The organism is Asticcacaulis sp. (genome assembly GCF_035497195.1).
Taxonomy (GTDB): domain Bacteria; phylum Pseudomonadota; class Alphaproteobacteria; order Caulobacterales; family Caulobacteraceae; genus Asticcacaulis.
Genome location: NZ_DATJDZ010000031.1, coordinates 26,817 through 53,581 on the forward strand (window position 1 = coordinate 26,817; position 26,765 = coordinate 53,581).

24 protein-coding genes are annotated in these 26,765 nt (G+C 59.9%); 13 read left to right on the forward strand and 11 right to left on the reverse strand.

Annotated elements, in window-relative coordinates; all coding sequences use genetic code 11:
* Positions 1 to 12: 12 nt before the first annotated feature.
* On the reverse strand, positions 13 to 555 hold the full coding sequence (locus VL130_RS17745; protein ID WP_325365024.1) for a glutathione peroxidase: 543 nt from the start codon (positions 553 to 555) through the stop codon (positions 13 to 15).
* 90 nt (positions 556 to 645) lie between these two features.
* On the opposite strand from VL130_RS17745, the gene VL130_RS17750 reads away from it, so the two are divergent.
* Genes VL130_RS17750 through VL130_RS17760 form a run of 3 tightly spaced genes read left to right on the forward strand, consistent with a single transcriptional unit; the run spans position 646 to position 1,820 of the window.
* Positions 646 to 1,002, forward strand: coding sequence for a DUF1304 domain-containing protein (locus VL130_RS17750; RefSeq protein WP_325365026.1), 357 nt, complete (start codon positions 646 to 648; stop codon positions 1,000 to 1,002).
* A gap of 15 nt (positions 1,003 to 1,017) precedes the next feature.
* Complete coding sequence (locus VL130_RS17755) at positions 1,018 to 1,296, forward strand: hypothetical protein (protein ID WP_325365028.1); 279 nt, start codon at positions 1,018 to 1,020, stop codon at positions 1,294 to 1,296.
* Positions 1,296 to 1,820, forward strand: coding sequence for a GNAT family N-acetyltransferase (locus tag VL130_RS17760; RefSeq protein ID WP_325365029.1), 525 nt, complete (start codon positions 1,296 to 1,298; stop codon positions 1,818 to 1,820). Before VL130_RS17755 ends, VL130_RS17760 begins: the two co-directional genes overlap by 1 nt.
* Here the strand turns inward: VL130_RS17760 and VL130_RS17765 are convergent.
* A complete protein-coding gene (locus tag VL130_RS17765) occupies positions 1,815 to 2,330 on the reverse strand; it encodes a DUF1697 domain-containing protein (RefSeq protein WP_325365030.1) in 516 nt (171 codons plus the stop codon). The two genes, VL130_RS17760 and VL130_RS17765, sit on opposite strands and share 6 nt — an antisense overlap.
* Before the next feature lie 45 nt (positions 2,331 to 2,375).
* On the opposite strand from VL130_RS17765, the gene VL130_RS17770 reads away from it, so the two are divergent.
* Positions 2,376 to 2,996, forward strand: coding sequence for a pseudouridine synthase (locus tag VL130_RS17770; RefSeq protein ID WP_325365031.1), 621 nt, complete (start codon positions 2,376 to 2,378; stop codon positions 2,994 to 2,996).
* Between the two features lie 76 nt (positions 2,997 to 3,072).
* Positions 3,073 to 5,124 (forward strand): glycoside hydrolase family 2 protein, encoded by a 2,052-nt coding sequence (locus VL130_RS17775; protein WP_325365033.1) that lies wholly within the window; start codon positions 3,073 to 3,075, stop codon positions 5,122 to 5,124.
* 93 nt (positions 5,125 to 5,217) lie between these two features.
* On the opposite strand, the gene VL130_RS17780 is transcribed toward VL130_RS17775, so the two are convergent.
* From VL130_RS17780 to VL130_RS17790, 3 genes are all read right to left on the reverse strand, one after another.
* Positions 5,218 to 6,894, reverse strand: a complete 1,677-nt coding sequence (locus VL130_RS17780; RefSeq protein ID WP_325365035.1) for an alkaline phosphatase D family protein — start codon at positions 6,892 to 6,894, stop codon at positions 5,218 to 5,220.
* A 101-nt stretch (positions 6,895 to 6,995) separates the two neighbouring features.
* On the reverse strand, positions 6,996 to 7,334 hold the full coding sequence (locus tag VL130_RS17785; protein WP_325365037.1) for an L-rhamnose mutarotase: 339 nt from the start codon (positions 7,332 to 7,334) through the stop codon (positions 6,996 to 6,998).
* Positions 7,331 to 8,410, reverse strand: coding sequence for a LacI family DNA-binding transcriptional regulator (locus tag VL130_RS17790; RefSeq protein WP_325365039.1), 1,080 nt, complete (start codon positions 8,408 to 8,410; stop codon positions 7,331 to 7,333). Before VL130_RS17790 ends, VL130_RS17785 begins: the two co-directional genes overlap by 4 nt.
* A gap of 244 nt (positions 8,411 to 8,654) precedes the next feature.
* On the opposite strand from VL130_RS17790, the gene VL130_RS17795 reads away from it, so the two are divergent.
* Genes VL130_RS17795 through lldD form a run of 8 tightly spaced genes read left to right on the forward strand, consistent with a single transcriptional unit; the run spans position 8,655 to position 16,589 of the window.
* A complete protein-coding gene (locus VL130_RS17795; RefSeq protein ID WP_325365041.1) occupies positions 8,655 to 9,830 on the forward strand; it encodes an aldose 1-epimerase family protein in 1,176 nt (391 codons plus the stop codon).
* A 1-nt stretch (position 9,831) separates the two neighbouring features.
* Positions 9,832 to 10,578: an SDR family NAD(P)-dependent oxidoreductase gene (locus tag VL130_RS17800; protein WP_325365043.1), complete on the forward strand. Its 747-nt coding sequence runs from the start codon at positions 9,832 to 9,834 to the stop codon at positions 10,576 to 10,578.
* Positions 10,579 to 10,605: 27 nt separating this feature from the next.
* The gene (locus VL130_RS17805) at positions 10,606 to 11,799 is read left to right on the forward strand and encodes a CoA transferase (RefSeq protein ID WP_325365045.1); all 1,194 of its coding nucleotides are present in this window, start codon (positions 10,606 to 10,608) and stop codon (positions 11,797 to 11,799) included.
* Entirely contained in the window at positions 11,792 to 12,883 is a 1,092-nt protein-coding gene (locus VL130_RS17810; RefSeq protein ID WP_325365047.1) for a carbohydrate ABC transporter substrate-binding protein, read from the forward strand. The genes VL130_RS17805 and VL130_RS17810 overlap by 8 nt, the downstream gene beginning before the upstream one ends.
* On the forward strand, positions 12,883 to 13,653 hold the full coding sequence (locus VL130_RS17815; RefSeq protein ID WP_325365049.1) for an enoyl-CoA hydratase/isomerase family protein: 771 nt from the start codon (positions 12,883 to 12,885) through the stop codon (positions 13,651 to 13,653). Before VL130_RS17810 ends, VL130_RS17815 begins: the two co-directional genes overlap by 1 nt.
* 25 nt (positions 13,654 to 13,678) lie before the next feature.
* A complete protein-coding gene (locus VL130_RS17820) occupies positions 13,679 to 14,650 on the forward strand; it encodes a D-glycerate dehydrogenase (RefSeq protein WP_325365051.1) in 972 nt (323 codons plus the stop codon).
* Complete coding sequence (locus tag VL130_RS17825) at positions 14,634 to 15,434, forward strand: kinase (protein WP_325365053.1); 801 nt, start codon at positions 14,634 to 14,636, stop codon at positions 15,432 to 15,434. Before VL130_RS17820 ends, VL130_RS17825 begins: the two co-directional genes overlap by 17 nt.
* A gap of 24 nt (positions 15,435 to 15,458) precedes the next feature.
* The gene (gene lldD, locus VL130_RS17830) at positions 15,459 to 16,589 is read left to right on the forward strand and encodes an FMN-dependent L-lactate dehydrogenase LldD (RefSeq protein ID WP_325365055.1); all 1,131 of its coding nucleotides are present in this window, start codon (positions 15,459 to 15,461) and stop codon (positions 16,587 to 16,589) included.
* An 83-nt stretch (positions 16,590 to 16,672) separates the two neighbouring features.
* Here the strand turns inward: lldD and VL130_RS17835 are convergent, their stop codons facing one another.
* From VL130_RS17835 to VL130_RS17860, 6 genes are all read right to left on the reverse strand, one after another.
* Positions 16,673 to 18,682, reverse strand: a complete 2,010-nt coding sequence (locus VL130_RS17835; protein ID WP_325365057.1) for a right-handed parallel beta-helix repeat-containing protein — start codon at positions 18,680 to 18,682, stop codon at positions 16,673 to 16,675.
* A 111-nt stretch (positions 18,683 to 18,793) separates the two neighbouring features.
* Positions 18,794 to 19,639 carry a fumarylacetoacetate hydrolase family protein gene (locus VL130_RS17840; protein WP_325365059.1) on the reverse strand — a complete coding sequence of 282 codons (846 nt, stop codon included), beginning with the start codon at positions 19,637 to 19,639 and terminating at the stop codon, positions 18,794 to 18,796.
* A 75-nt stretch (positions 19,640 to 19,714) separates the two neighbouring features.
* Positions 19,715 to 20,440 (reverse strand): SDR family oxidoreductase, encoded by a 726-nt coding sequence (locus VL130_RS17845; protein WP_325365061.1) that lies wholly within the window; start codon positions 20,438 to 20,440, stop codon positions 19,715 to 19,717.
* An 84-nt stretch (positions 20,441 to 20,524) separates the two neighbouring features.
* Positions 20,525 to 21,922, reverse strand: a complete 1,398-nt coding sequence (locus tag VL130_RS17850; RefSeq protein ID WP_325365064.1) for a beta-galactosidase — start codon at positions 21,920 to 21,922, stop codon at positions 20,525 to 20,527.
* A 161-nt stretch (positions 21,923 to 22,083) separates the two neighbouring features.
* Positions 22,084 to 24,801 (reverse strand): TonB-dependent receptor, encoded by a 2,718-nt coding sequence (locus tag VL130_RS17855; RefSeq protein WP_325365066.1) that lies wholly within the window; start codon positions 24,799 to 24,801, stop codon positions 22,084 to 22,086.
* A gap of 665 nt (positions 24,802 to 25,466) precedes the next feature.
* Positions 25,467 to 26,750: an MFS transporter gene (locus VL130_RS17860; protein WP_325365068.1), complete on the reverse strand. Its 1,284-nt coding sequence runs from the start codon at positions 26,748 to 26,750 to the stop codon at positions 25,467 to 25,469.
* Positions 26,751 to 26,765 lie beyond the last annotated feature (15 nt).

The window sequence follows — 26,765 nt, forward strand, 5'->3', positions numbered from 1 at the left end:
CAGATGGCGCGACTATTTCGCCAGCTCGCGCGCGATGGAAGCGACGAGGCGCGGATCATCGGCGGTGACATCGGGGGCGAAACGCTCGACCACCTCGCCATTTTTGCCGATCAGGAATTTCTCGAAATTCCACAGGACTTCGCCTTTCGGGCTGACCGGGATGCCGAACTTTTCCAGGCGTTCGCGCATCGGGCCGGCGCTGACGGCATCGGGCTGTGCGCGCGTAAAAACATCATAGAGCGGGTGCTTGTCGGCGCCGACCACGCTGATCTTGCTGAACATCGGAAAGGTGACGTCATAGGTGGTCGAGCAGAAATTGGCGATCTCTTCTTCGGTGCCGGGTTCCTGCGCCAGAAAATTGTTGGCCGGAAAGCCAAGGATTTCAAATCCGTCGCCGGACTTTTCCCGATAGAGCGCTTCCAGGCTTTCATACTGCGGGGTCAGGCCGCATTTCGACGCCACATTAACCGCCAGCAGCACCTTGCCCTTGAAGGCTTCCAGCGTGGTCGGCGTGCCGTCGATGCGCTTCAGGGGAATATCGTAGATACCGGTCATGGGGCGCTCCTTGGTAAGGGGGGAGAGTGCTTTTTTCATTGCGCTTTGGCAAGGGCAGGGCCACGATATATCAACAGCGGGAACCAGGTCATGCACACAATCGCCAATATCATCATAGGTCTTGTCGCGGCGCTTCATATCGGCTTTCTGATCCTGGAGATGTTTCTGTGGCAGACGCCCTTTGGCCGCAAAACCTTCGGACTGACGCCGGAGTTCGCCGTTCAATCCGCCAAACTGGCCGCCAATCAGGGGCTGTATAACGGCTTTCTCGCCGCCGGCCTGATCTGGGGATTGCTGGCGGGGCATGACAGTTTTTATATCAAGATATTCTTTCTGACCTGCGTGATCGTGGCCGGGCTTTACGGTGGCTTCACCGTCAAAAAGTCGATCCTGTTCATTCAGGCCTTGCCTGCGCTGGTGGCTCTGATACTGCTCCATTTGCCGTAAACAAGGACGCGTACCATGGAAGACCACCAACTGACCAAGAGCCTGCAATCCATCGGAAAGTCCTGTTTCGTCAAGAATTTCGAACTGTTCAGCAATGCCGCTATCTCCGATCTCGACGCCATGCAGTTCCTGATGGATGACCAGGGCTATGAACAGACCGGCGCGCGCACCCGTGTCCGGGAAGGCCGTCGCATCATCGAGGCGGGCCGGGCGAAGGACGCCTTCAAGCTGATCGCCGATGCTAAACTCGAAGACACAGCCCTGGCCGACAAGGCCTATCGCTTGAGTCTGTAATGTCGCTGCGACCCGCCCAACTGGCGGATATTCCGGCATTGCAAGCCCTGATCGCCGAGTCGGTCATGGTCTTGCAACTCGATTACAGCGAGGCGCAACGTCAGGCGGCGCTCGGCACGGTCTTTGGCGTCGATACGCAACTGATCATCGACCAGACCTATTTCGTTGTCGAACTTGACGGCGAGATCGTGGCGTGCGGCGGCTGGAGCTTTCGCAAGACGCTTTATGGCGCCGATGCCCTGGCGGGCCGCGAAGACAACAGGCTTGATCCGGCCACCGATGCCGCCCGCATCCGCGCCTTCTTTGTCAAACCCGGCTGGACGCGACGCGGGCTTGGCGGGCAAATTCTGAAAGCCTGTGAAGCGGCGGCGGTGGCGGCCGGTTTCCGGCGTTTTGAACTGGGCGCGACCCTGACTGGCATTCCGCTTTATCGCGCCTATGGCTATGAACCGATCGAGGCCACCGAGGCGCAGATGGCGGATGGCCTGACCCTGCCGATCGTCCGCATGGGCAAGACGTTATAGAGCTTCGCTGATCCGGCGCACTGTATTCCAGTTGCGTATGGTGCCGATACCGAGTTTCTTGGTCGTCAGATGGCTGAGCAGGCGGGAATCGCTGGGCTTGCCGGAAAAAGCGATCCACAGATCGCCATTGATCCGGCACACCTCATCATCAATGGCCTTTTCCTGCACCAGATTCCAGCAGGCATCGGTCAGTGGGTCTCGCATGATACGAAGGCAGACCTGATCGCCCGATTTGTCAGGAAATGGGTTCGCCGCCTGCTTTCGCCAGTCCGACGCTGAGCGGATAATGATGTCGATATGCCTGCCCATCGCCTTGGCGAAAGCCTTTTCCAGTTGGCTTTCCAGCTCTGGAACCGGCTGTTCTTCGGCCTCGAAAATCAGGTTGCCGGTGGCCAGAAGCGTGCGCGGATTTTGTACCCCCAACCCAGCAGCAATGGCTTTGAGGTCGCTCATCACCAGCCGGCGGCCTTCGCCGAGCACGATACTGTAAAGTAAAGCGACATATGTCATTGTGGTTCTCTTGCCTTGGCACGGCCGGTTCTGTAGGGCAGGGCAATGTCAGGACCTGTCATCTATATCGACGATCATATACTGGTGGCGGAAAAGCCCGCTGGCCTGTTGAGCGTGCCCGGAAGGCTGCCGGAAAACAAGGACTGCCTGATAACACGTTTGCAGATCGATTATCCGGATGCTCTGACTGTGCACCGGCTCGATATGGCGACCTCCGGCCTGATGGTCTTCGCGCGCGGGCCGGAGACGCACCGTACCCTGTCGAAAGCCTTTGCCGAGCGGCAAGTGTCCAAGCGTTATATCGCCGTGGTGGCGGGCGAACTGACCGGCGACGGTGAGGTCGACCTTCCCCTGATCACCGACTGGCCCAATCGTCCGCGCCAGATGGTCGATCCTGACATCGGCAAGCCGTCCCTGACACGCTGGCGCGTGTTGGAAAACGCAGAAGAGACGACGCGTGTGGAGCTGGAGCCGGTGACGGGGCGGTCGCATCAGCTGCGCGTCCATATGATGGCGATCGGCCACCCGATCCTGGGTGATGTCTTTTACGCACCGCCGGAAATCGAGCGCTTAAGTCCGCGCCTGCTGCTTCACGCCGCGCGCCTGTCCCTGCCGCATCCGGTCAGTGGAGAGAACATCGATTTCCATTCGGCGGCGCCTTTTTAAAATTCATCATATGAATTTCCTTGCCATGATACCGGTGTCAGAATAGGGTGGCGGCAAATAAACAGGAAACGCCGTCATGAAAGCTATCGTCCGCCTGCTACTGGCCTTTACCCTCGTTCTAGCCACGCCGGTCCTGGCGCGTGAGCAAACCTCGCTCAACAGCGATTGGCTGTTCATCAAGGCCGACGTGCCGGAAGCGAAAACGGCGGACTTCCATGCGAATAGCTGGCAACCTGTCACCCTGCCGCACACCTTCAACGCCGGCGACGCCAATCAGGGCGGCGACACATCACGCGGCGAACGGGAAGGCGTCTATTATCGCGGACCGGGCTGGTATCGCCGCCAACTGGAGATCACGCCGGTCGCCGGCCAGCGTTATGTCCTGCAATTCGACGGCGCGGCCTTGGTTACCGATGTCTGGGTCAATGGGCAAAGCGTGGGCCATCATGAGGGCGGCTATGCGGCTTTCCGCTTCGATATCACCGATGCCCTGAAAGCCGGCGACAACTTGATCGCCGTGCGGGTCGATAATACGCGCGTACCACAGGTCGCGCCCCTGACCGGTGATTTCAACGTCTTCGGCGGGCTTTACCGCAATGTCTCACTGATCACCACCAGTGGCGTCCATGTTGATCTGATGGATCACGGCGGACCAGGCGTTTATGTGACAACGAAGGCGATCAGCGCGTTACAGGCCGATATCGCCGCGCGCATCCTGTTGAAGAATGACAGCGCGCAGGCGGCGAAGATAACCGTGCGCACGCGTATACTCGACGCCGATGGCAAGGCGGTCGCTTCGGTCAAATCAGCCGTGTCGCTGGCCGCTGGTCAGGCCCTGCCGGTTGAACAGGCGCTCAAGGTCAGCCGTCCGCACCTGTGGGCCGGCCGCAAGGACGCCTACCTCTATTCAGTGGTGGTCGAGGCTGGGGATGATCGCGTGACCGTGCCGCTCGGCGTCCGCACCGTGACGGTCGATCCCGACAAAGGGTTCCTGCTGAATGGCCTGCCTTACCGTATCTATGGCGCCAATATGCAGCAGCCCGGCCGCAAAGGCAAAGGCACGGCGGTCAGCGATGCCGATATCGACGAGGATATGCAGATCATGGACGATATGGGCGTCACGGCCCTGCGCCTGGCCCATATGCAGCATACGCAGCGCGTCTATGACGACGCCGATCGCATGGGTATATTGCTGACCACCGAAGTGCCGCTGGTCGATGAAATCAGCGCCGGACAGGCTTTCCAGGACAACGCCGTCCAGCAGATGCGCGAACTGATCGCCCAGAACTACAACCATCCGTCGGTGGCGCTGTGGGGGATCGGCAACGAGATTCGCCATACCGTTCCTGACGCCAATCCGGTACTGGCCGCCTTGCAGACAACGGCAAAGAGCATGGACCCGACGCGCATGACGGTCTACGCCCACTGCTGCCTGGCCGACGACGACGCCATTGCCAACCACAGCGATGTCATTTCCTATAACCGTTATTTCGGCTGGTACGGAGATACCTTTGCCGACATGGGCAAGTGGGCCGATGCGCTGCATGCCAAGTATCCGAAACGCATTTTCGGCGTGTCGGAATATGGCGCCGGGGCCAGCATCCTGCATCAGGAAGACGCGCCGAAAGCGGTGGTGCCGCAAGCTTTCTGGCACCCGGAGCAGTATCAGGCGCTCTATCACGAGGGTAACTGGCGGGAACTGAAGGCGCGGCCCTATTTGTGGTCGGACTTCATCTGGGTGGCGTTCGATTTTCCGTCCTTCCGACGTAACGAAGGCGATCGCCCGGCCATCAACGACAAGGGACTGGTAACAGAGGACCGCCAGACGAAGAAAGATGCTTATTACTGGTATCAGGCCAACTGGTCGGACAGGCTGATGGTTCATATCACCAGCCCGCGCGATATCCACAAACGCATCCGCCATGTGAAGGTGAAGGTCTATTCGAATATGGATGAGGTGCGACTGTCGCTGAACGGTGAGGCTTTGGGCGCGCAAAAAGTCATCGACCACATCGCCATCTGGGAAGTCGATCTACGAGACGGCGAGAATGTTATCGAGGCTTTCGCGGGCAAGGATCTGCACGACCGTGTGGTATGGAACTATGAGGGGCCGGCCGAAGGGAAGTAAGCCTACTCTTATACCTCCCCGGCTTGTCGGGGAGCCGGGCGGCCGGTGCCGGGGACCATGAGCGAAGCGAGTGGTGGTGGGGTATCTGGCTTTCTAAACGCCAACCTTCAACATCATCTCATCCGCTTTCGCCGAAAACCGGCGCTGCGGGAAACAGGTGAACTGGCGCGAGGTGATCGTGCTGACGGCAATCCATTCGCCGGTCATCTCATCGGGCGTCAGGGTCAGGCGAACAAAGCCGTTATAGGCGTCATCGGCGGCCAGCACTTCGCTGTTCTGGTCGGCGAGCGTATCGGCCAACTTAAGGTTCGGCAGCCACGAATCGAGCCAGCGCGTCGGGCTGCTGATGGCGGTGACGCCCAACTCAACAGCGACCGGCTGGCCCACGTCATCATGCAACTGATTGGCCCAGGCGCAATGGCTGTCACCGGAAACCACGACCGTGCGGGCCTGCGCCGTCTTGAGCAGGGTATAGAGGCGTTCACGTTCGGTCGGGTAGCCGTCCCAGCTATCAAGATTGAGCGGCAGCGGATCGGCACTGTCGAACAGGGCGATGAAGGTATCCAGTTTCTGGCGCGCGCCTTCCGGCGCCAGGTTGCGCATGGCGGCTATGGTATCCGGTCCCAGCCGCCTGACGATATCCGGGCCATTGACTTTCGCCATGACGATCTGATTACCAAGCACCTGCCAGGTGACGCCATCGCGTACTGACTGGGTGAGGGTGGTTTGCAACCATTGGCGCTGGTCAGCCCCCAATAGTTCGCGGTCGGGTGCGTTCAGTCTGGCGCGGAAGGCGGCCTTGTCGGGCTTGCCGTCGGCATAGGTCAGGTCTTCGGCATAATCGAGTTGTTTGGTGCGCGCCAACAGGCGGCTCTCCAGCATGACCAGTTCGGCCAGCTTGCCGAAGCGAAAGCTGCGATAAATGGCTTCGCGCAGCTTGCCGGGCGCGGGATCGCGGATCGGCATCCATTCGCTGTACGCCTTGAGCGCCGCCGCCTTGCGCACGCCCCAGTCGCCTTCGCCGGGATTGTGATTTTCCGCCCCGTCACGCCAAGGGTTATTGCAGATTTCATGATCGTCAAAAACGCAGATCCACGGTGCGCGCGCATGGGCGGCTTGCAGGTCTTCGTCGCGCTTGTACTGGGCGTGGCGCGTGCGGTAATCGGCCAGAGAGACGATCTCATGCGTCGGCTCAGGGATGCGCATCAGCATCCGGCCATTGCCCATGCCGTAATCGGTCAGGCCGGCGCCGTATTCATATATATAGTCACCGAGATGGACCACGGCGTCGACGCGCTCCAGATCGGCGATGGCGCGGTAGGCGTTGAAATAGCCATTGGGGTGCAGTGAGCAGGAAACGACCGCCAGCACCACCTTGTCCGTTTGCAGCGGCAGGGTGCGGGTGTGGCCCGCAGGCGAGGAGATTGGACCAGCGAGGAAGCGATAGGCATAGGCCGTATCGGGTGTCAGGCCACGGACATCGACCTTGACCGTATAGTCGCGGCCGGCGTCAGTGAAGACCTTGTCTTCGGCAATGACGGTGGTGAAACTGTCATCCTGCGCTATTTGCCAGGTGATATCGGCGCCGCGTTCCAGGCCGCTGATACGTGTCCACAGGATTACGGCGTCGGGGAGCGGATCGCCGGAAGCGACGCCATGCTCGAAGCGGACCTGCGCCGGTGTTTCAGGAAGGGCGGAGGCGCCAAGGGCGGGCACGGCGGCAATCGTGCCTGCGGCGAACAAAATTTTCCGGCGGCTGACCATCCCCATAAGGCTCCCGCTGTTTCCGATGAAACCAGCGCTTAGGGTGATTTGATGACAGTCGTTTGGCGATTAAGTGACGGTTTTTCTTCGGAAACCTTAACGTGGTATCAGGGCTGTTCGGCCAGCGAATAGATACGCTCCATTTCCAGCCAGGTCGAGCCTTGCGGGCCGAAGGGCAGAGGCTTCTGGAAGGTGCGCATCAGGGCGTCCCAGGCCTCGACATCGGGGTTGCCGGCGTCGCGTTCGGCCTTGGCCTCCGGATCGAAGTTCGGCCCCTGTTCCATGATCAGCACCATGCGGTCGCCAACCAGGTAGATTTCCAGGTCGCGGATATCATCGGCGCGGATGGCGGCGGTGACGGCGGCCGGCGGCCCTCCGGCTTTGTGCCAGGCCTTGTAGCGCTCGATGCCTTCGGCATGGATATCGACGGCGAAGACTTTTTTCATTCCGGGATATTCTCCTTGAAGATCGCCTGCACGCGGATCGGGATATAGGATTTCATCGCCTCGCCGCGCACGGTGCGGGCCAGTTGGTCGATCGTTTCGCGCGCCTCGACATGGGCGTTCTGGTCGATGACGGCATCCATGATTCCAGACAGCAGGAACTTGCGCGTGTGGTCGGTCAGTTCGTGGCCGATAAAGACGATCTTCTGGTCGCGGCCGGATTCTTCCAAGGCCTTGGCGATACCCCGATTGCCGGCGCCGATATTGTAGATGCCCGCCAGGTCGGGATACTGCTGGAGCAGGGCGCGGGCCTCGCGGTAGGCGGCATCATCGTCGTCTTGCACCTCGCGCAGTTCGACAACGGACAGGTTCGGATAGGATTCGCGCAGGATATGGCGAAAGCCCATCTCGCGTTCTTCGTGGCCGCGATAGGACAGAGAGCCGGCGAAGAGGGCGAGCTTGGCGGGGACTTTCGGCAGCAGGCGGCCAAGCAGATAGCCGCTCAAACGGCCGGCGGCGCGGTTATCGATGCCGACATAGCCTTCTCGCGGCACATTCGAGATATCCGAGATCATGGTGAAAACGATGGTGCCGGAATTGCGCAGCTGGCGCAGGGCCTCGCGCACCACCGGATGATCGAGCGCAATGACGGCGACCGCCTTTGATTGGCCTGCCAGCTTCAGCAAGCTATCGGCGAGGGCGTAGGGATCGAAGCCCTCGATAAAGTGCAAGCGCAATTCGATATCACCACGATCGGCGCTGATCTCTTCCAGCGATTTCGCCAGATTGCGGATGAAAGTATTGGTGCCATTGGGCAGGATGAAATCGAGCGCGACCGGCGCCCGGTTGATCGAGACCTCGCCCGGCATGGCGATATAACCGAGGCGGGAGGCGGTCTGGAAAACGATGTCGCGGGTGCGTTCGCGCACACCGGGGCGCTTGTTCAGCACACGGTCCACGGTGGCGGTGGAAACGCCGGACTGTTTGGCAATGTCGATCAGTGTGGCTCTTGTCACGGCCATAGGTGCGCCCTCCTTGTGCGGCGCGCAACTGGCGATGACGATTGCGGCCTTTGACATCAAAATACATCGAAAAGACCTATCCAAGTCAAGCAATATTATTGCGGCCGATCTGCCGTCATGTGCGGTTGGTTGATCAATGATGAAATTAATACACTGATATTAAAAGGGTAAATACTAATTGGTCCAATGGAAATAAGAAATTACACATATGATGTATGATGATGCATTGACATCATGACTGATCGGTATATGACTGATCGCTATCAAAAAATAAACGCGTACAGGGATTTGGGCCGGACCTATGGCTGAACTTTTCAAGCAAACATATTCGCGGCGTGATCTGGCGGCGCATACCGGGCAATTGTCACAGTTCGCCGGTGTGCGTCTGATGACCCTGGGTGATGGCGTCGAACGTGGCGTGCGGCTGCTGGAATTCCGCACCGGTTCCGGCCTGCGCTTCACCGTCCTAGTCGATCGCGCGATGGACATCGCCGATTGCGAGCATAATGGCCGCGCCGTCGGCTGGCATTCGCCGTCAGGTTTCAAGCATCCCGGCCTGCACGACTATGAAGGCGAGGGGGGGCTGGGTTGGTTCCGCTCCTTCTCCGGCCTGATGGTGACCTGCGGGCTTGATCATATCCTCTTCATGGATGACGATGCGGCGGATCAGTATCACTATAGCGCCCGCAAGACGGTGTCTTCTTCCCTGCATGGCCGTATCGGCACGATTCCCGCGCGGTTGACCGGCTATGGCGAAAGCTGGGACGGCGATGAATGTACGCTTTGGGCCGAGGGCGTGGTGCAGCAATCTACCGTCTTCGGCGAGGATCTGCATCTGATCCGCCGCATCGAGGCGAAAGTCGGTTCCGACGAAATCCATCTGCATGACCGCATAGTCAATCATGGATTTTATCGCACGCCGCATATGTATTGCTACCATATCAATGTCGGCCATCCGGTTCTGGCCGAAGGTTCGCGCTATGTGGCGCCGATCCGCGATGTCGTCTGGGCGGCCCATGTCGACGATTACCGGAAGCAGGGCGTCGGTTATCGCGCCCTGTCCGAACCCAAAATGAACTTCCATGAGCAGGTGTGGCAGCACGACATGCAGCCGGATGCGGCGGGCAAGGTCAATGTCGCTTTGGTCAATGAAAACATTGGTTTCGGCTTTGAAGTTGAGGTGCTGAAAGAACAGTTTCCCGCCATGTATGAATGGCAAAATCTGCAAGCTGGCCACTATGCCCTGGGGATCGAGCCGTCTTCCAATCATGTCTTCGGCAAGCCGTTCGCCAAGGAACGCGGCGAACTGATCTGGCTCGAACATGGCGACGAGCGCCGCTACGATAGCATCTTCCGTATCCTGCCGGACAGCGCCGCCGTGGCCGATGCGGTCCAGCGCATCGAAGCCGTGAGTCTCCAGCCATCAGAAGACTATCCCGCGCCATCGGGCAACTTCCTCCCGATCGGAGGGCGCTGATATGCAGGGCAGAACCGTTCTCTATACCGGCGCGGCCGGCGGCCTCGGCCTGCAAACCACGCTCAATTTTCTGACACGTGGGGCCACCGTCGTGGCTGTCGATCATGATGACGCCAAGATCGCCGCCCTGACTGCTGCGGCTGCCGGCATTTCCACCGGCCGTTTGCTGGTGACGCGCTCGGATATGTCCGATCTCGAAGGCTTCCGCGCAGATATCCGCGCCCGGCATCAAGAGACCGGCGGCTATGACGTGGTGATTAATAATGCCGCCATCTATCCGTCTAAACCCTTTGAGGAATTTACCGTCGAGGACCATCAGCTTGTCCAGCGCGTCAATGTTGACGCCGGTATCGTCGCCGTGCAGGAAGCCCTGCCGGGGATGAAGGCCAGGGGCTTCGGACGCATCATCAATATCGCCTCGATCACGCTTTCCGGCGGCTGGCCCAACATCTATCCCTATGTCGCTTCCAAGGGAGCGCTGATCGGCCTGACCCATGCCTGGGCACGCGAATTCGGTCCCTATGGCGTGACGGTCAATGCCATTTCGCCCGGCGCCTTCCCGACTGACGCCGAGGCCATCAATCCCGATCCGGAAGGCTATAACCGCCACGTCCTGGCCCAGCAGGCAATCAAGCGCCGCGGCCATGTCGGCGATATCGCCAATGCCATCGCCTTCCTCGCTTCCGAAGACACAGGTTTCATCACCGGCCAGACGCTGAACGTCAATGGCGGCTGGGTGATGGATTAAAACAGATTCATAAGGACTTGAATTAAAATGGGTATCTTAAGCGGCATTCGCGTTCTCGATTGCTCCATCGCCATGGCGGGGCCATTCGCAGCGCAGCGCATGGGCGATATGGGCGCGGACGTCATCAAGGTCGAGCCAACCACCGGCGAATGGCAGCGCCATGCCCCGGCGGGCGGCGCCTGGGGCAATGAGATCAATGTCTCCTTCCTGTCGCTGAATCGCAACAAACGTTCTCTGGCGGTCGATCTGAAATCGGCCGACGGCAAGGCCCTGTTGCTCGATCTGGTCAAGTCGGCCGATGTCTTTTTACAGAACTACCGCCCTGGTGTGGCGGCGCGTCTGGGCGTCGATTACGAGACGCTTTCGGCCATCAATCCGAAGCTGATCTATGTCTCGATGTCGGGCTATGGCGAGGACGGCCCTTACAAGAACTATCCGGGGCAGGACCTGTTGCTGCAGTCCATGTCCGGCGCCATGATGTCAGCCGGCTCGAAGGATACGCCACCGTCGCCGGCTGGTCAGTATCTGGTCGACGCCATCACCGCCTATACCGCCTTCGAGGGGGCGCTGGCGGCGCTGTTCCACCGCGAACGAACAGGCGAGGGGCAGAAGGTTGAGGTCAATATGCTCGACGCCATCACCACGATCCAGATGCAGGAACTGTCGGTCTTCACCGTCGGCAAGAAGCCGCAGACGCGTTCAGCCGAACCGCACGCCCACTCGTATATTCGCGCCCCCTATGGCGTCTTCAAGACGAAGGACAGCTATATCACCATCGCCATGGCCAACCTGAAAAAGCTCGGCGAACTGATCGGCGAACCCTTTTTCCTCAATCTCGAAGACCAGACGGATTCGTGGACCTACCGCGATGAAGTCTACGCCATGACGCGCATCAAGCTGGAAGAGAAGACGACGCAGGAATGGCTCGATCTGTTCCGCCCGGTCGATATCTGGTGCGGACCGGTCTATGGCTATGAGGATGTCGTCAACGATCCGCAGATCAAGCACAACGGCACCTTTGTCGAATATGATCACCCGACCGAAGGCCGCGTCAAGACGCCGGGCTTCCCGATCAAGTTTTCCAAAACGCCGTCAACCGTTGATCGCGGCGCCCCGCGCATAGGTGAACACACGCGCGAAATTCTGGCTGCCGCCGGGAAATCTGAAGTGGAGATCGACGCCCTGCTGGCCAGCGGCGCGGTGAAGCAGGCTAATGTTTAGGGGACTTACATGGGATCATCCACGCGGGTTCAATGCGCTGGACGCCGCCGCCAAGGCCGCGCCTGAGCTTGGCCTGTCGTGGGCCATGCACGCGCTCGAAGGTTTCGAGACGCATCCCATTGCTGACCTGTGCACGAACTTCGATCTGATCGTGCTCGATCATCCGCATGTTGGCGAAGCGGTGGCGGGTGATTGTCTGCGGCCGCTCGAAGATATCTTCACGCCGGATGAGATCGCCGGTTGGGCACGCGATTGCATCGGACCGTCGCTGGCCAGCTACCGCTTCGCCGGCCGTCATTGGGCCTTACCGCTTGATGCCGCGACGCAGGTAATGGCCGCCAGACCCGGATTCGATATTCCGCAGACCTGGGATGAAGTTTTGGCCTTTGACGGGCCGGTGGCGCTGTCGCTGGCCGGACCACACGCCGCGCTCAGTTTCCAGTCGATCTGCGCGGCGCTTGGTGAGCGGCCAGCAACGGCTGATCCCGACGTACTGATCGGCGAAACCGTCGGGCTGATGGCGCTCGATATCATGCAGCGCCTGACGGATAAATCCCCGCTCAGTGTGCGCGAGAAAAACCCCATCGGCATCCTTCAGCATATGGTCGATTACCGCGATGTCGCCCTGTGTCCATTGATCTATGGCTATGTCAACTACGCCAACATCTTGACCTTCGCCAATGCGCCGCGTGGCGCCGGCGGGATCGGGAGCACGCTCGGTGGCACGGGTATCGGCATTTCAAAGCGCTGTGAGATCACGCCGGCCTTGCTCGATCATTTGCGCTGGCTGATGTCGCCGCAAGCGCAGATCGCCTTCATTCCGGCGCATGACGGTCAGCCTTCGCTACGCGCCGCCTGGCAGGATGCCGTCGTTAATGCGCGGTGGGGCAATTTCTACCGCAACACCCTCGATACACTGGAAGCCGCCTATGTCCGTCCGCGCCACAACCATGCCATCGCTTTCCAGACGGCCGCCGCGCAGGCCATCCGCGACGCGCTTTATGCGCAGCGTCCGCACGATCAACTGTTGATTCAATTGCAAGCCCTCTATGCCGGAACACGCGCTCCGGGATCGGAACGTTAATGTCTGAAGAACTCCTCTTTGAAGTTGACGGCCACGTCGCCGTCATCACGATCAACCGCCCGGCCAAGCTCAATTCGATGACGCCGGAGATGGCCTATGCGCTCGAAGCCGCCGTGGCCGAATGCAATAAATCCAACACCATCCGCTGCGTGATCGTCACCGGCGCCGGTGAGCGCGCCTTCTGCGCCGGATCGGATATCCGCACGCTCGACGACTACGCCACGCCGTGGGACTTCCGTAATCGCGGCGACTATTGCGACGCCATACGCCTGTGCCTCAAGCCGACCATCGCCGCGGTCAATGGCTATGCCTTCGGCGGCGGTTTGGAAACGGCGATGAGTTGCGATATCCGTATCGCCTCGTCGAACGCGCAGTTCGCGGCGCCGGAAATCAAGCTTGGCTGGATCGGTGGCGGCGGCATGGCGGCCGGCCTGGTCCATTCGATCGGCGCGTCGAACGCCTCACTGATGATCCTGACCGGCGATGCCATCACCGCCCAGAAAGCTGAACAATGGGGGCTGGTCAGCGAGGTTTGCGAACCGGCCGACCTGATGACCCGCGCACGCGCCATCGCCGAAACCATCGCCAGCCGTGCGCCGATCGCCGCCGAAACCGGCAAGCTCAACCTGCGCGCCGCCCACACCATGCCTTATGAAAAGGCGGTAGAATACGAGCGCGACCTGCAAACCATCTGCTTCGCCACCGAAGATGCCCACGAAGGCCGCGCCGCCTTCAAGGAAAAACGTGCGCCGGTATTCAACAGGCGCTAGAAGAAGAAAACCGAGAGATTCCCTTATGACCCGTCCGAAAATCCTGATCACCCGTTCGTGGCCCGAAGCGGCGCAAGCCTATATGCAGGCGCATTACGACACGACGGTCAATGACAGCGGCAAGCCCCTGACGCCGGACCAACTGAAGGCGGCCATGACGGACTATGACGCGCTTTGCCCCACCGTCACAGATAAGCTGACGGCGGAAATCTTCGCCACGCCGAATGCGCGGGTGAAGATGATCGGTAATTTCGGCGCGGGCTATGAGCACATCGATGTCGACGCGGCGAAAAAGGCCGGAATCGTCGTGTCCAATACGCCCGACGTCCTGACCGAGGCGACCGCTGACATCGCCCTGATGCTGATGCTGATGGCCTCGCGCCGCGCGTCCGAAGGCGAGCGCCAGTTGCGCGCCGGCGGCTGGAAGGGCTGGGGCGCCACCGCGCTGATGGGGCAATCGCTGGAAGGCAAGACTTTGGGGCTGGTTGGTTTTGGGCGCATCGCCCAGGCGACGGCGCAAAAAGCGCGTCTGGCGCTCGGCATGAAGATCGCCTATTTCAGCCGCCGTCAGGCCGCCGCGGATATTGAAGCCGATCATGAGGCGCGCTATGTCGCCAGCCTCGATGAACTGGCAGCGCAGTCGGATGTGCTGTCTCTGCATACGCCGGGCGGGGCTGAAACGCATCATATGGTCAATGCGCGCCTGTTGGGCCTGATGAAGCCGACCGCCATTCTGATCAATACGGCGCGCGGCTCTGTGGTCAATGAAGATGATCTGGCGGCGGCTTTGAAGGCCGGCGCCATCTGGTCTGCGGGGCTTGATGTCTACGAGCGCGAACCGGTGGTCAATCCGGCCCTGTTGCCGCTCAATAATGCCGTGCTCTTGCCGCACCTCGGCAGCGCCACCATCGAAACCCGCGAAGCAATGGGAATGCGGGCGGCGAAGAATATCGACCAGTTTTTCGCGGGAGAACCTGTCGGTGATCGGGTCGCTTAAGGTCGTTGAGACTGAGGTCTGGAACTGGCTGAAAAGCGCAGAAAAGCCCTTTGTGCTCGGCATCTGTGGCGCGCAAGGTTCAGGCAAATCGACCTTGAGCGAAGGTCTGGCGGAACGACTGGAAGACGAGGGGATGACCATCGCGCTGTTGTCGCTCGATGATCTCTATCTCGCACCGGAAGCCCGTGCGGTCGCTGTCTCGCCTTTGTTCGCTACGCGCGGCGTACCGGGGACGCATGATGTCGCCTTGGGGGAGCGTGTCTTTGCCGGCCTGAAAGCCGGACAGCCGACCCGCCTGCCGCGTTTCGACAAGGCGAATGACCGGCCCTTATCGGAAAGCGACTGGCCGGAAATCACCGCGCCGGATGTGATCATTTTCGAGGGTTGGTGCGTCGGGGCGCGCCCGCAGGCCGATGAAGACCTGACCGAGCCGGTCAATGATCTGGAGGGCGCGGATGACGGCGTTTGGCGACGGGCGGTCAATGAGGCGCTGAAAGGCCCTTATGCTACCCTGTTCGGTCATATCGACCGGCTGATCCTGCTGGCCGCGCCGGGCTTCGAGATTGTGCGTGACTGGCGTATCGAGCAGGAAAATACCCTGCGCCAGCGTCTGGAAACCGAAGGCCGGACCGGCGCGAAGGTCATGAGCGACGATGAGGTGGGACGGTTTATTCAGTATTACGAGCGCCTGACCCGGCATATCCTGCGTACCATGCCCGACTATGCCGACCTGACCTTGCAACTTGATTCATCTCGGAATATGAAATTAAGTCCGATATATTGACCTTTCGCCTGCATTGAGACCGACATGATCATTTCCGCCGCCACCGATTACCGCGAAGCCGCCAAACGCAAACTGCCGCGTTTCCTGTTCGATTATCTCGACGGCGGTTCTTATGCCGAGATGACCCTGCGCAACAATGTCAGCGACCTGTCTTCCCTGGCCCTGCGTCAGCGGGTGCTGAAGAATGTCGCCGATCTGTCGCTGGAAACGGAACTGTTCGGCGAGAAGATGGCCATGCCGGTGGGCCTGGCGCCCGTGGGCCTCGGCGGCATGTACGCCCGTCGTGGCGAGGTCCAGGTGGCCAGGGCCGCGAAGAAGGCGAACATTCCCTACATTATTTCAACGGTTTCGCTCTGTCCTCTTGAGGAAATCGTTGAGAAGTCCGGCTGCGATATCTGGTTCCAGCTCTATGTGCTGAAGGATCGTGGTTTCATGAAGCACGCCCTCGAACGGGCGCAGGCCCTGGGCGTCACCAAGCTGGTCTTCACCGTCGATATGCCGGTGCCGGGCGCGCGTTACCGCGACAAACATTCGGGCATGAGCGGCGATTTCGGCCCGATCCGTCGTATAGTCCAGGCGATGATGAAGCCGGAATGGGCCTGGGATGTCGGTGTCATGGGCACACCGCACGATCTCGGCAATGTGTCGAAATATCTCGGCAAGGCCACCGGGCTGGAGGACTATATCGGCTGGCTGGCCGCTAATTTTGACCCCAGCATCAACTGGTCCGATCTCGAATGGATCCGCGACATGTGGAAAGGCCCGATGATCATCAAGGGCATCCTCGATCCGGAAGACGCGAAGGACGCGGTGAAGTTCGGCGCCGATGGCCTTGTGGTGTCGAACCACGGCGGCCGGCAACTCGATGGTGCGCTGTCGACCTGCAAGGCCCTGCCGGCGATTGCTGACGCGGTGGGGGACGACCTGACCATACTGGCCGATTCCGGCATCCGCACCGGTCTGGATGTGGTGCGGATGCTGGCGCTCGGCGCGAAAGGCGTGCTGCTGGGCCGGGCCTATATCTACGCCCTGGCGACGCATGGCGAAGCGGGCGTCACCAATCTGCTCGGCCTGATCGAGAAGGAAATGCGCACGGCGATGGCGCTCACCGGCGTCAAGACCATCGCCGAGATCGACCGCAATCTGCTGGCTTGATAAGAAAGCAAGAAACCCCATCACCACGACGATAAATCGGCGCGATCCTCCTCCCCATCAAAGATGGGGAGGTACAAAGGCTGCTACTTCTCCACGCCCGCCTGATCGATGATCGCTTTTGCTTCGGAGGGCCAGTTCTTGTCGGGCACCAGATGGTCGTTAAGGATAGCGTTGCCAGCCGCTTCGATCCACTGGCCATTGGTCATGGCGGAGTTGTGCCAGTTGCCGGTGGCGATATTGTCCGTGGTGATCTTGCGCGCCCACATCTTGCCGACCGTATTGGCGTTCAGCCAGCGGCGGCGCGTTTCGACCACATTGTTGTCTATACGGACATGCTTCGAGCCTTCATCGACATAGATGCCGATCTTGTCGCCGATATCATAGATATAGTTGTGATGGATGCGCGCGCCCGGATTGGCCGACAGGTTATAGATGGCGCCGCCGTCCATGTACCACTGCTTGATGCTGTGGATGCGGTTATAGGCCACCTCGGTATTGCGCAGGGTGGTCGGCGTGTCGAACTTCGGATTGACCGTATAACCCTTCTGGTTTTCCTCGTAGTTCGGATTGCCGCCGGCGTCGTTATAGCCCCAGCCCCAGCCGATATCGATGCCGTCATAGGTGGTGTCCGACACGTCATTGTGCAGGATGCGGGCGCCCTCGACATAGGTGCTGAGGATGGCGCTGCTTTCCTTGTAATTCAGGCTGACCTGAGTGACGACATTGTTGCGGATGGTCAGGTTTTTGTTGGTCAGGCGCGGATCGGAGGGGTGGTGCGCATCGAGCCGGATTCCGCCGGCCACGATGGCGCCGCCGGCCAGTATGGCGAATCGGTTATGGCTCACGGTGATGCCATCGGTGGCCAGTTGAGCGCCACTCAGATTGGCGTTGGCGTCGTTGCCTATGCCAAGCCCGACCTGGCCCAGTTGCGTGAAGGTGTTGCCCTCGAAAGTGACGTTGCGCGCTGCCGCCACCTGGACGGCTGCCGGCGTCTGGTTCCATTTCTGCCGCATGGTCTCGAATTCGGGACAGCCCCAGTTACAGGTTTTGAAGGCCTCAGCCGGACGGACAACGGCCGTTTCCGACAGGAAAGCGCCGCTTTGCTGGCTGGCATAGCCGGTAGGCCGCGATGGCCCCATCCAGCTTGTGTAGGAGAAGCGCAAGCCTTTGAAGGTGAGGTTCTGCACAGGCTGATCGAGTGTGCCGCCGATGCTGACCAGGCTTTCAAGCCGCGGCAGGATGACCTTCAGCTTGCTGATGTCGCTGTTGGTTGGAATGCGCAGATAGAGCTTTCCGGCAGCGGGATCGATATAGAATTCGTAGGTGGCGTTGTGCCATTCGTTGGTGCGGCCGAGCAGTTCGGGCGCATTGACCAGGAACAGGCGTGAATCCTGCGGGAAGATCGGCAGGCTGATGGTGTCGTAGCCCCAGGTGTTGTTGTCCCATGACGGCTGTTGCATGGTGAAGGTATCGCCGGAGACGCTTTTGGCCGGGGCGTAGTGATCGGTGAAGAAGCCGGTGGCTTCCAGTTCGAGGCGCTCAGGCTGCTTGATCTGCGTAATGAATTTCAGGTCGGGATTTTTGACGATAAAGCCGGTGGCGGTAAATTCGAGGTCGCTGTAGCGAATCTCCAGGGCAGCGCGTTCGGCGGCGATATCATCGACATAGAGCTGGCGGGAATCGACGCCCTTGGGGATATCGGCGACGTAGATTTCCTTATCCTTATCAAAGACGGTGAAGCCGCCGACCGTCATACCGCCGGAGAGCAGGGGAGTGGCCTTGGGCGCCGCCCGCCAGATGACGCTGTGCGCGCCCTGTCCGCCATCGGCGGCGGTGAAGATCAGGGGATGACTGAGATCATAGATGCCATCGTCGAGCAGGACGGTCACATTCTTGCCGGCATTAACGGCACGCACGGCGGCCTGGGCGCGAGGAAGGGTTTTGAAGGGGTGCGCGGCGCTGCCATCGCCGGAATCGTTGCCGGTTGGGGTTACGTAGATGCTGGCGGTGCCGGTCTTTGCCATCGATATGCCGGGATGAAAGAGCAGGGCGGTGGCAAGCAGGCAGACGGGTACGGCTAGAGCGTTGGTCATCCGGCATTTCCTCAAATTATATGATGTATTATGTTTTTTAAGATTTAAGTCCGGTATGTTTGTAAAGTCAAATGAAAAGGGCCTCCGGATCACTCCGGAAGCCCTTTGGTTTTATGTGGCGCCCACTGTTTGTTTCTGGGTTCCCAGGCCTTCGATGCCCAGTTCCATGACATCGCCGACATTGAGATAGATCGGGTCCGGCTTCTGGCCGAGACCGACGCCCGGCGGGGTGCCGGTCGAGATGACGTCGCCTGGATGCAAGCTCATGAACTGCGAAACGTAATGCACCAGGAAGGCCGGCTTGAAGACCATGGTCGAGGTCGTGCCGTTCTGGAAGCGTTTGCCGTTGACGTCGAGCCACATTTTCAGGTTGTTGACGTCGCCAGCCTCGTCCTTGGTCACCAGCCACGGACCGATCGGGCCGAAGGTGTCGCAGCCCTTGCCCTTGTCCCAGGTGCCGCCGCGCTCGGTCTGGAAGTTGCGCTCGGAGACATCATTGATGGTGCAGAATCCGGCCACGTAATCCAGCGCCTCGGCTTCGGAGACATAGGTGGCCTTTTTGCCGATGACGAGGCCCAGTTCGACTTCCCAGTCGAGCTTGGTCGAGCCGCGCGGCTTCAGCACCTCGTCGTTGGGGCCGACAATGGCGGAGGTCGCCTTCATGAACAGGACGGGTTCGTCTGGCACCGGCAGGCCGGATTCGGCGGCGTGGTCGGCATAGTTGAGGCCGATGCAGATGAACTTGCCGACCTTGGCGACGCACGGACCATAACGCGAGCCGGCCGGGGCGAGAGGCAGGGTGGCCGGATCGATGGCGGCGATCTTCGCCAGGCCGGCATCGGAGAGCACGTCGCCGGCGATGTCGTCGATCATGCCGGAAAGGTCGCGGATCTGGCCGTTGGCGTCGAGAAGGCCGGGTTTTTCAGCGCCCGACGGGCCGAAGCGGAGGAGTTTCATGGGAGGATTCCTAAATAGAGGCGGGGTGGCGGGTTCGGCACCGTCGAGTTACGGGTCAAGGGGCTGTGCCCCTTGCTAGTTCAACCAGCCGCCATCGATAATGTGCGCCTGCCCGGTCGTAAAGCTCGATTCGTCCGAAGCGAGATAAACCGCGAAGGCCGCCAGTTCTTCCGGCTTGCCGAGGCGGCCGGTCGGCTGACGGGCCAGGAAGGTGGCGCGGCCTTTTTCATAATCACCGGTGTCGCGCATACGCTGTTGCAGCGAGGGGGTGTCGATGGTGCCGGGGCAGATGGCGTTGCAGCGGATTCCCTGGGCCACGAAGTCGGCGGCGACCGATTTGGTCAGGCCAACGACAGCGGCTTTCGAGGCGCCGTAGGCGAGGCGGTTGGCCACGCCCTTGAAGGCGGCGACCGAGGCCATGTTGATGATCGAGCCGCTCTGGCGCTCCAGCATCTTCGGCAGGAAAGCCTGGATGGTGTGGAACATGGCGGTGACATTGATATCGAAGCTGAACTGCCAAGCCTTGAGATCGGTATCTAGCACGGTGCCCGCATGGACATAACCGGCGCAATTATACAACACGTCAACCTGCGGGAATTCGGCGGCCAGGGCGCGGATGGCGGCCGGATCGGTGGCGTCGAGCTGGCGGCAAATCGCGCCCTCCAGGCCGTCGAGAAATTCCAGTTTCACATCGGTGGCGATGACGGTGGCGCCCTCGGCGATAAAGGCTTCGGCGGCGGCCCGGCCCATGCCCTGGCCGGCAGCGGTGATAAAGGCGGTCTTGCCTGTCAGGCGTCCCATAGCTCACTCCATTACATAATATGTATGATGTTTTTTGGTTTAGGGAAACGGACCCTGTCTGTCAATGGTTTTGCTGAGAATTGATCAGGGAAGCGTAAAGGTTCCCAGCGTGTAAAGGTCGGCCTTGTCGCCGCCTTTCAGAGGCAGCGCCATTGTGCGTCCGCTGCCCTTTGGATCAATAACCTGCGCCTGTAATATGTAGACGCCCGACAGAACGTCGCCAAGGCAAGCGTCACTTGTAATCGTCTCGCCCGGCATGATTTTCGGCAGGTCGGCCATGCCTTCGTGTATGTCGGCGGATAACAGCCGGAGACGGGCGCGCCACGGTTCATAAGCCGGGGCCACGCCGTCATTGCGCCAGCCAAGCTCCAGTTCCAGCGGGCAGGCGGCTGTCCGGCGATACCGGATCGATACGGGCACATAGCGGTAACCGGCCCGATCACCAGAGCGCAGCAGGGCGTTCTGTTTTTCCGGCGGCAGGTCGCTCCACTGTTTGACATTGAAATTGCCGTTGCCGATGTCGCTGATGTGATAGTCTTCGACCTGCTTGACGATGCCATCCAGCCCGGCTTCAAACACCTTGTCCCAGCCATAGGATTCGACGATGAACGGCGCAGTTTGCCAGCGGGCCAGCGCCAGGTCGCGGTTGGCGCCGGTCAGGTCGCCCAGCAGGCTTTCACCGAACATATTGGCGCCCCAGCTATCGCGCCGCATCCCGATCAGGGGGGACCGCTTTAAAGCATGAACCAGAACCGCCTTGTCGTCGGTCATGGCGATCTTTTGTGTGTGCGGGAAGGCGTCGACAACGGCGTCCACCAGCGCGAAACGGCTGGCCAGCGTGCCGGGTTCGGCGCTGTGCAGGTTCACCGCCGGATCGTCATACGGAAACTGCGTCCCGTGATAGGCATTGGCGCCGGCCAGATGGCCTTCGCCCCAGTTGCCATAGCCGCGCAGATCTATCCAGGCGATGCGCGGATCGCCGTCGAAACGTTTGCCCAGCGCCGCGAATAGCTTTTGCCAGCGCTCCAGCAGGTAGGGGCTGTTCCAGTCGGGCACATAGACGGTATCGACATGACCGTAATTACCGGGATCGGCCTTGATGCGGAAGCCTTTCGGCATCTGCCTCATAAGGTATGGCGGCACATCATCGCCATCATGGCTGCTACAACAGGTATCCATCATCAGGATGCCGAAGGCGAGACGGCTACCCGCCGGCATATGCGCCAGCACCTCATCGATTTTCGAGAAATCATAGACGCCTTCGCGCGGTTCGAGATCGGCCCAGGCAAAGCGTTGATAGCCTTCGGTGGGAGAACGCGGCATGGGCATGATGCCGCCATGCCAGCCGTAGAAACCACGCATCGGACTGGTGAGGAGGGGGCTGTCGTCAATCACGGGCGGCGGCAGGGTTTGCCAGCCTTGCGCCAGTACCGGCGTCGCCAGCAGGCCAGCGAGCAGGCATAAAAGGCTTTTGATGGACATCTGTTTCCCCTGTTTTCCGCCATACTATCGCAATACGTGACGAAAAAAAGCCCGCCGCTTCCGAAGAAGGGCGGGCCAAGGGGCCTCTGTCACCGGACCCGTAAAACGGGTGAATACAGGTCCGGACAATACGCAACAGACAGCAGGTCGGGGGAGAAAACTTAATAACGGAAGCGGATGCCGGCGGAGACACGCTTGCCGGTGGTGCGGTATTCCTTGGTCCGGTCGGGCGTCACCGAGTAGATAAACTCGTTCTCGTCAGTCAGGTTCAGGCCGTCGAGATAAACAGTGAAGTGGTCGGTGACGTCATAGGACAGGCTGGCGTCGAGTTGGCCATAGGCATCGAAATATTCCGGTTCGCCGTTACGGCCCGAAGCGATCTGCAGGAACTTGTCGCGCCAGGTGTAGGCGATACGGGCCTGGATGCCGTACTTTTCATAGAAGCCGATGAGGCTGTAGCTGTCCTTCGACAGGCCTTCCAGGGTATAAAAGACGCCCGGTATGGCGCTTTCGTATTTGGCATCGCTATCAGCATAGGTGTAGCTGACTTGAGCGCCTAAGCCGTCGAACGGCGAGGGCAGGGCGGTAAATACCTGACGGTAACCCAATTCGAAGCCCTTGACCACGGCGCCCTTGCCGTTGATTGGCATGCTGACCGCGAAAGTAACGGGACCAACGACCTCCGTTGTATTGCCGAGTGTCACGAAGGAGTCGATGTTCTTGTAGAAAGCGTTGAAGGACAACAATGACGTGCGGTCGAAGTACCATTCCAGGCCGCCTTCGATCTGCGAGGCGCGGAAGGGTTGCAGGTCGGGGTTACCGCGCTTAATCGTTTCGTTGCCGGGGTTGGTCTGGATCGACAGCTTCGGCGACAAGTCGGAAAGCGTTGGGCGGGTCATGACGCGGGAAGCGGAGAAGCGGGCGATCAGTTCATCCGTCAGGTTCAGCCTGGCGTTCAGCGACGGCAGGATGTCAGTATAGTGGCCATCGAAGCTGACTGGCACAACATCGGACAGGGTGATGATATTCTGGCCGGCGCCGTTGGGGACGGCGGACAGGATGGTACGGGAGGCGCCGGTAGAGGTGTAGTCAGTGTCCTCGACGCGGACGCCGGCGTTGATCGCCAGCGGCATACCGCCGATTTCGGTGCGGATATCGCTCATCAGGTAGCCGATGGTGACCTTTTCTTCGACGACCGAGGAACCGGCCGGATCGAAGCGACCCGGTGCGAAGGGCTTGCCGTCTGCGTCAGCGAAGGTCTTGACCTGCTGGAGGAGGGCCAGCGGATCATAGCTCACCCAATCGCGGATAATATTGCCGCTGTGGCTGGAGAAGAAGTCCATGCTGGTGTTGCTGAACAGCGATTCCGGCAGAACACGATCGGAACCGCAATAGGCGCATTGTTCGCCGCCGGGGGTTGAATTCGAGTTGATGGTCTTGGTGCGTTGTTCGCTGGCGATGCCGGCATAAAGCGTGACAACACCTTCCGGCGCCCACTTGCCATCGATCTTGAACTCATTGGTCTTGTCGTCGATATCCGAACCGCCGCCCCAGATGTAATAGTGGGCGGTAATGCCCTGCGGGTTGGTCGCGGCGTTATCGTAGGTCGGCGAGGAGAAGCCGTAATCATAGATCGGGCTGCCGCTGCGGCGGTCGAACCACAGGTCCATGTTCTTGCGGCGAACGGTAGTGAAATAGCTGTTTTCCTTGCCGCGGCGCTGGGCCTTGGAGGTCGAGGCGTCGAAGCTGAGGGTCAGGGTGTCCGTCGCCTTCCAGTTGGCGTTGAAGCCGACCATGGTGGTGGTGACATCGCGGGTGTCGTATTGCAGGATTTCATCGACCGTACCGCCGGTATAGCGCTGGTAGACGGCTTCATTGCCCTGGACGACCTGCTCGACCAGCGTGCCGCCGGAGAAGTCATAGGCCAGGCCGGTCTGAGCTTCGGTGATATCCGCCTTGGAATAGAGGGTGTCGAGGGTCAGGGTCAGGTTTTCGACGGGCTTCCATTGCACCGAGCCATTGAGGCCGGTCATCTTCTTGTTGCGGACGAAGAAGAACGGCGACAGGTTCGACGGCATGGAGATGTGGGTAAAGGGGGCGACATCCGGCCCGATGCGCGCGCCGGCGACGCCGCCGGCATTGTAATAGCTGTCGCCCGAAGAGCGATAGACGTGACCCGCGCCGATTGTGAACTCGTCGTCGCGGACTTCCTGGTCCATATAGGAGGCGGAGAGGGCGACACCGAAGGTGCGGGCGTCATTGCGCCAGGTCATGACGCCTGAAGCTTCCGGATTGTTGCTGTCGGCGAGTTCCGCGTGCTGGCTGCCGATCGAACCGGCGATGCTGAAAGGCTTGGACTGGTCGAGCGGGCGCAGGGTGCGGACATCGACCGTGGCGCCGATCGACGCGCCGTTGATATTGGCCTGGGGCGACTTGTAGACGTCGGCGCCGGCGATCAGCTCGGACGGCAGGACGTCGAACGAGAATTCACGACCGTTGTTGTCGGTGGCGAGTGTCCGGCCATTGACGGTGACGGCATTGAACTTGGGTCCGAAGCCGCGAACCGAGACATAACGGCCTTCGCCACGGTTACGCTCGATGGTGACGCCGGGGATGCGCTGGAGGGATTCGGCGACGTTCTGATCGGGCAGCTTGCCGAGATCCTCGGCGGCGATCGAATCGACGGTATTGATGGCGGCCTTCTTGATATCGATGGCGGCCTTCATCGATTTGCGGATACCGCGGACGACGACGACCTGCGATTCATCGACGGCCGGTGCAGCGGCAGGCGCCGTGTCCTGCGCAAAGGCGAAGGCCGGCGCGATCATCGCGGCGGCGGAGAGGGCTGTGGCGGCCAATAATACGAGTTTCCTGGACATGATTTCCTTCCTTAGTCGCCTCCTTATGTAGAGGCTGATGTCGTGACACTATTTCATCATAATACGTGTGTCAAATGATCATCATATGTCTGACAATACGGCCTTAAATATACATGAATATGCCCGGAAGAAAACGGGGCCTTTATGTGTGGCGGTCGATGGGTTGTGAAACATAGCCTTTTTCGTGTCCCTGCGCCCCGGATCTATGTCCAGGTGGTTGTGTGTGATCGATTTTGGAACCGGGCCTCCGACGATTTGTATCGCCTGTACCGTGAGCATCTGGTGGTGTCAGGTGCAGGTAACTGAGAGGTCCGATGTTCGATCCATTTCGTATTATCGTATTTGCATCATTGTGGCGACTGAAAAAGAGGTATTGAAAGCCAGTCCGGGCTGACATGGGTATGTGCTTGCAGGGCAGGTAAATAAGGCGGTTCGGATTGATGGCGAGTGTTGCTGCACGCAGGCTGGTGGCAAATCTGAATTCAAAAGCAATTGTGGCTTAATGATCACATCTGTGATTTGAAATTAAAAAAAACATCATTTATTGATGTAAAATGATCTATAGGTGATTTTATTGTCTGAGTAATTGCATATCTGTCATGCAAAAAAGAAGCCGCTGTTGTTGTGAAACGACAGCGGCCAAGGAAGCAGGGCGGGGAGAAGAGCTATTTCACTGACTTGATCGGCAGGACAAAGAACGATCCGGCGAAGACGAAAACCAGGGCGGCGATGAACAGGACGCGATAGTCGGCATCGAAATATTTGAGCAGTTGCGCCGCCATGACCGGTGAAATGATCTGCGGGATATTGACGGCGGTGGTCAGCAGGCCGAGGTCTTTGCCGGCCTCGCCGGTGTCTTTCGGCAGCACCTGGGTCATTAGCGCCATGTCGATCGACATGAAGGCGCCGTACCCGATGCCGATCAGGGCGGCATAGCCATACATCCCTTCGAGATTCGGCATGATGAGCGGCACGATCAGGGCGGCGCCCATGATGAGGCTTGAGGCGAAGACGAACGGTTTGCGGCGCTTGATCCAGTCGGACAGCACGCCCGACAGGAAGGAGGAGGTCATGACGCAGACAAAGGTGATGGCCGAGACTGTGCCGATGACTATATTGGCCTGGTCGGTGCCGAGGCCAATATAGTCCTGGAGGATGTAAAGCAGGTAGGTAACGATGGCCTGGTAGCCCATATAGATGGTGAAGCGGCCGGCGAAGGCCCACCAGAAGTCCGGATAGGCCTTGGGATCAATCCAGAAACCCTTGGCGAAATCACCGGCGCGGAATTTGGCCAGCGGTTCGCCTTTCGATGAGGTGTCGTGATTGAGAACAACGAAGGCGATGCAGCAGATGGCGATGGCGGCGGCGAACACGGCATAGGCCAGTGGCATGTTATGAGCCAGCCGGCCGGCGACGATCATGCCGACCGTGCCGCCCGCCGTCATGCCTGCGCCGACAAAGCCCGACGCCGTGCCACGCGCGTGTTCGGGGAAGCGGTCGGCGACCACGGTGGTCAGGGCCGGCTGCATCGAATTGAGCGCGATGGCGGCGATGACCCAGACGGCGGTGATGGTCCAGAAGGTCGGCATATAGGCCACGCTGGCCAGGGCAATCGCGCCGATCACCGAACCGGTGACGATCCACGGGGTGCGGCGGCCCCATTTCGAACGGGTGCGGTCCGAGAAAGCGCCGGCGATCGGTGTCGTCAATGTTGAGAAGATCGAGGTGACGAAGAACATCAGGCCGAGGTTCTCGACCTTGTGCGCCGGATCGAGCGTGGCGATCTGGTTCGGCAGCAGCACGGCCAGAACGCCGCAATAGAGCGCCAGCAGCATGAAGAAGCAGACGAACAACGAGATTAGCAGCAGCCAGCGACGACCGCCTTCGACATGAGGAATGCCGGATAAGGCCACGGCGGGTGCTTCGGTTAAGGTTGGTTGCTGATCCATGTGTTCCTCTTATTG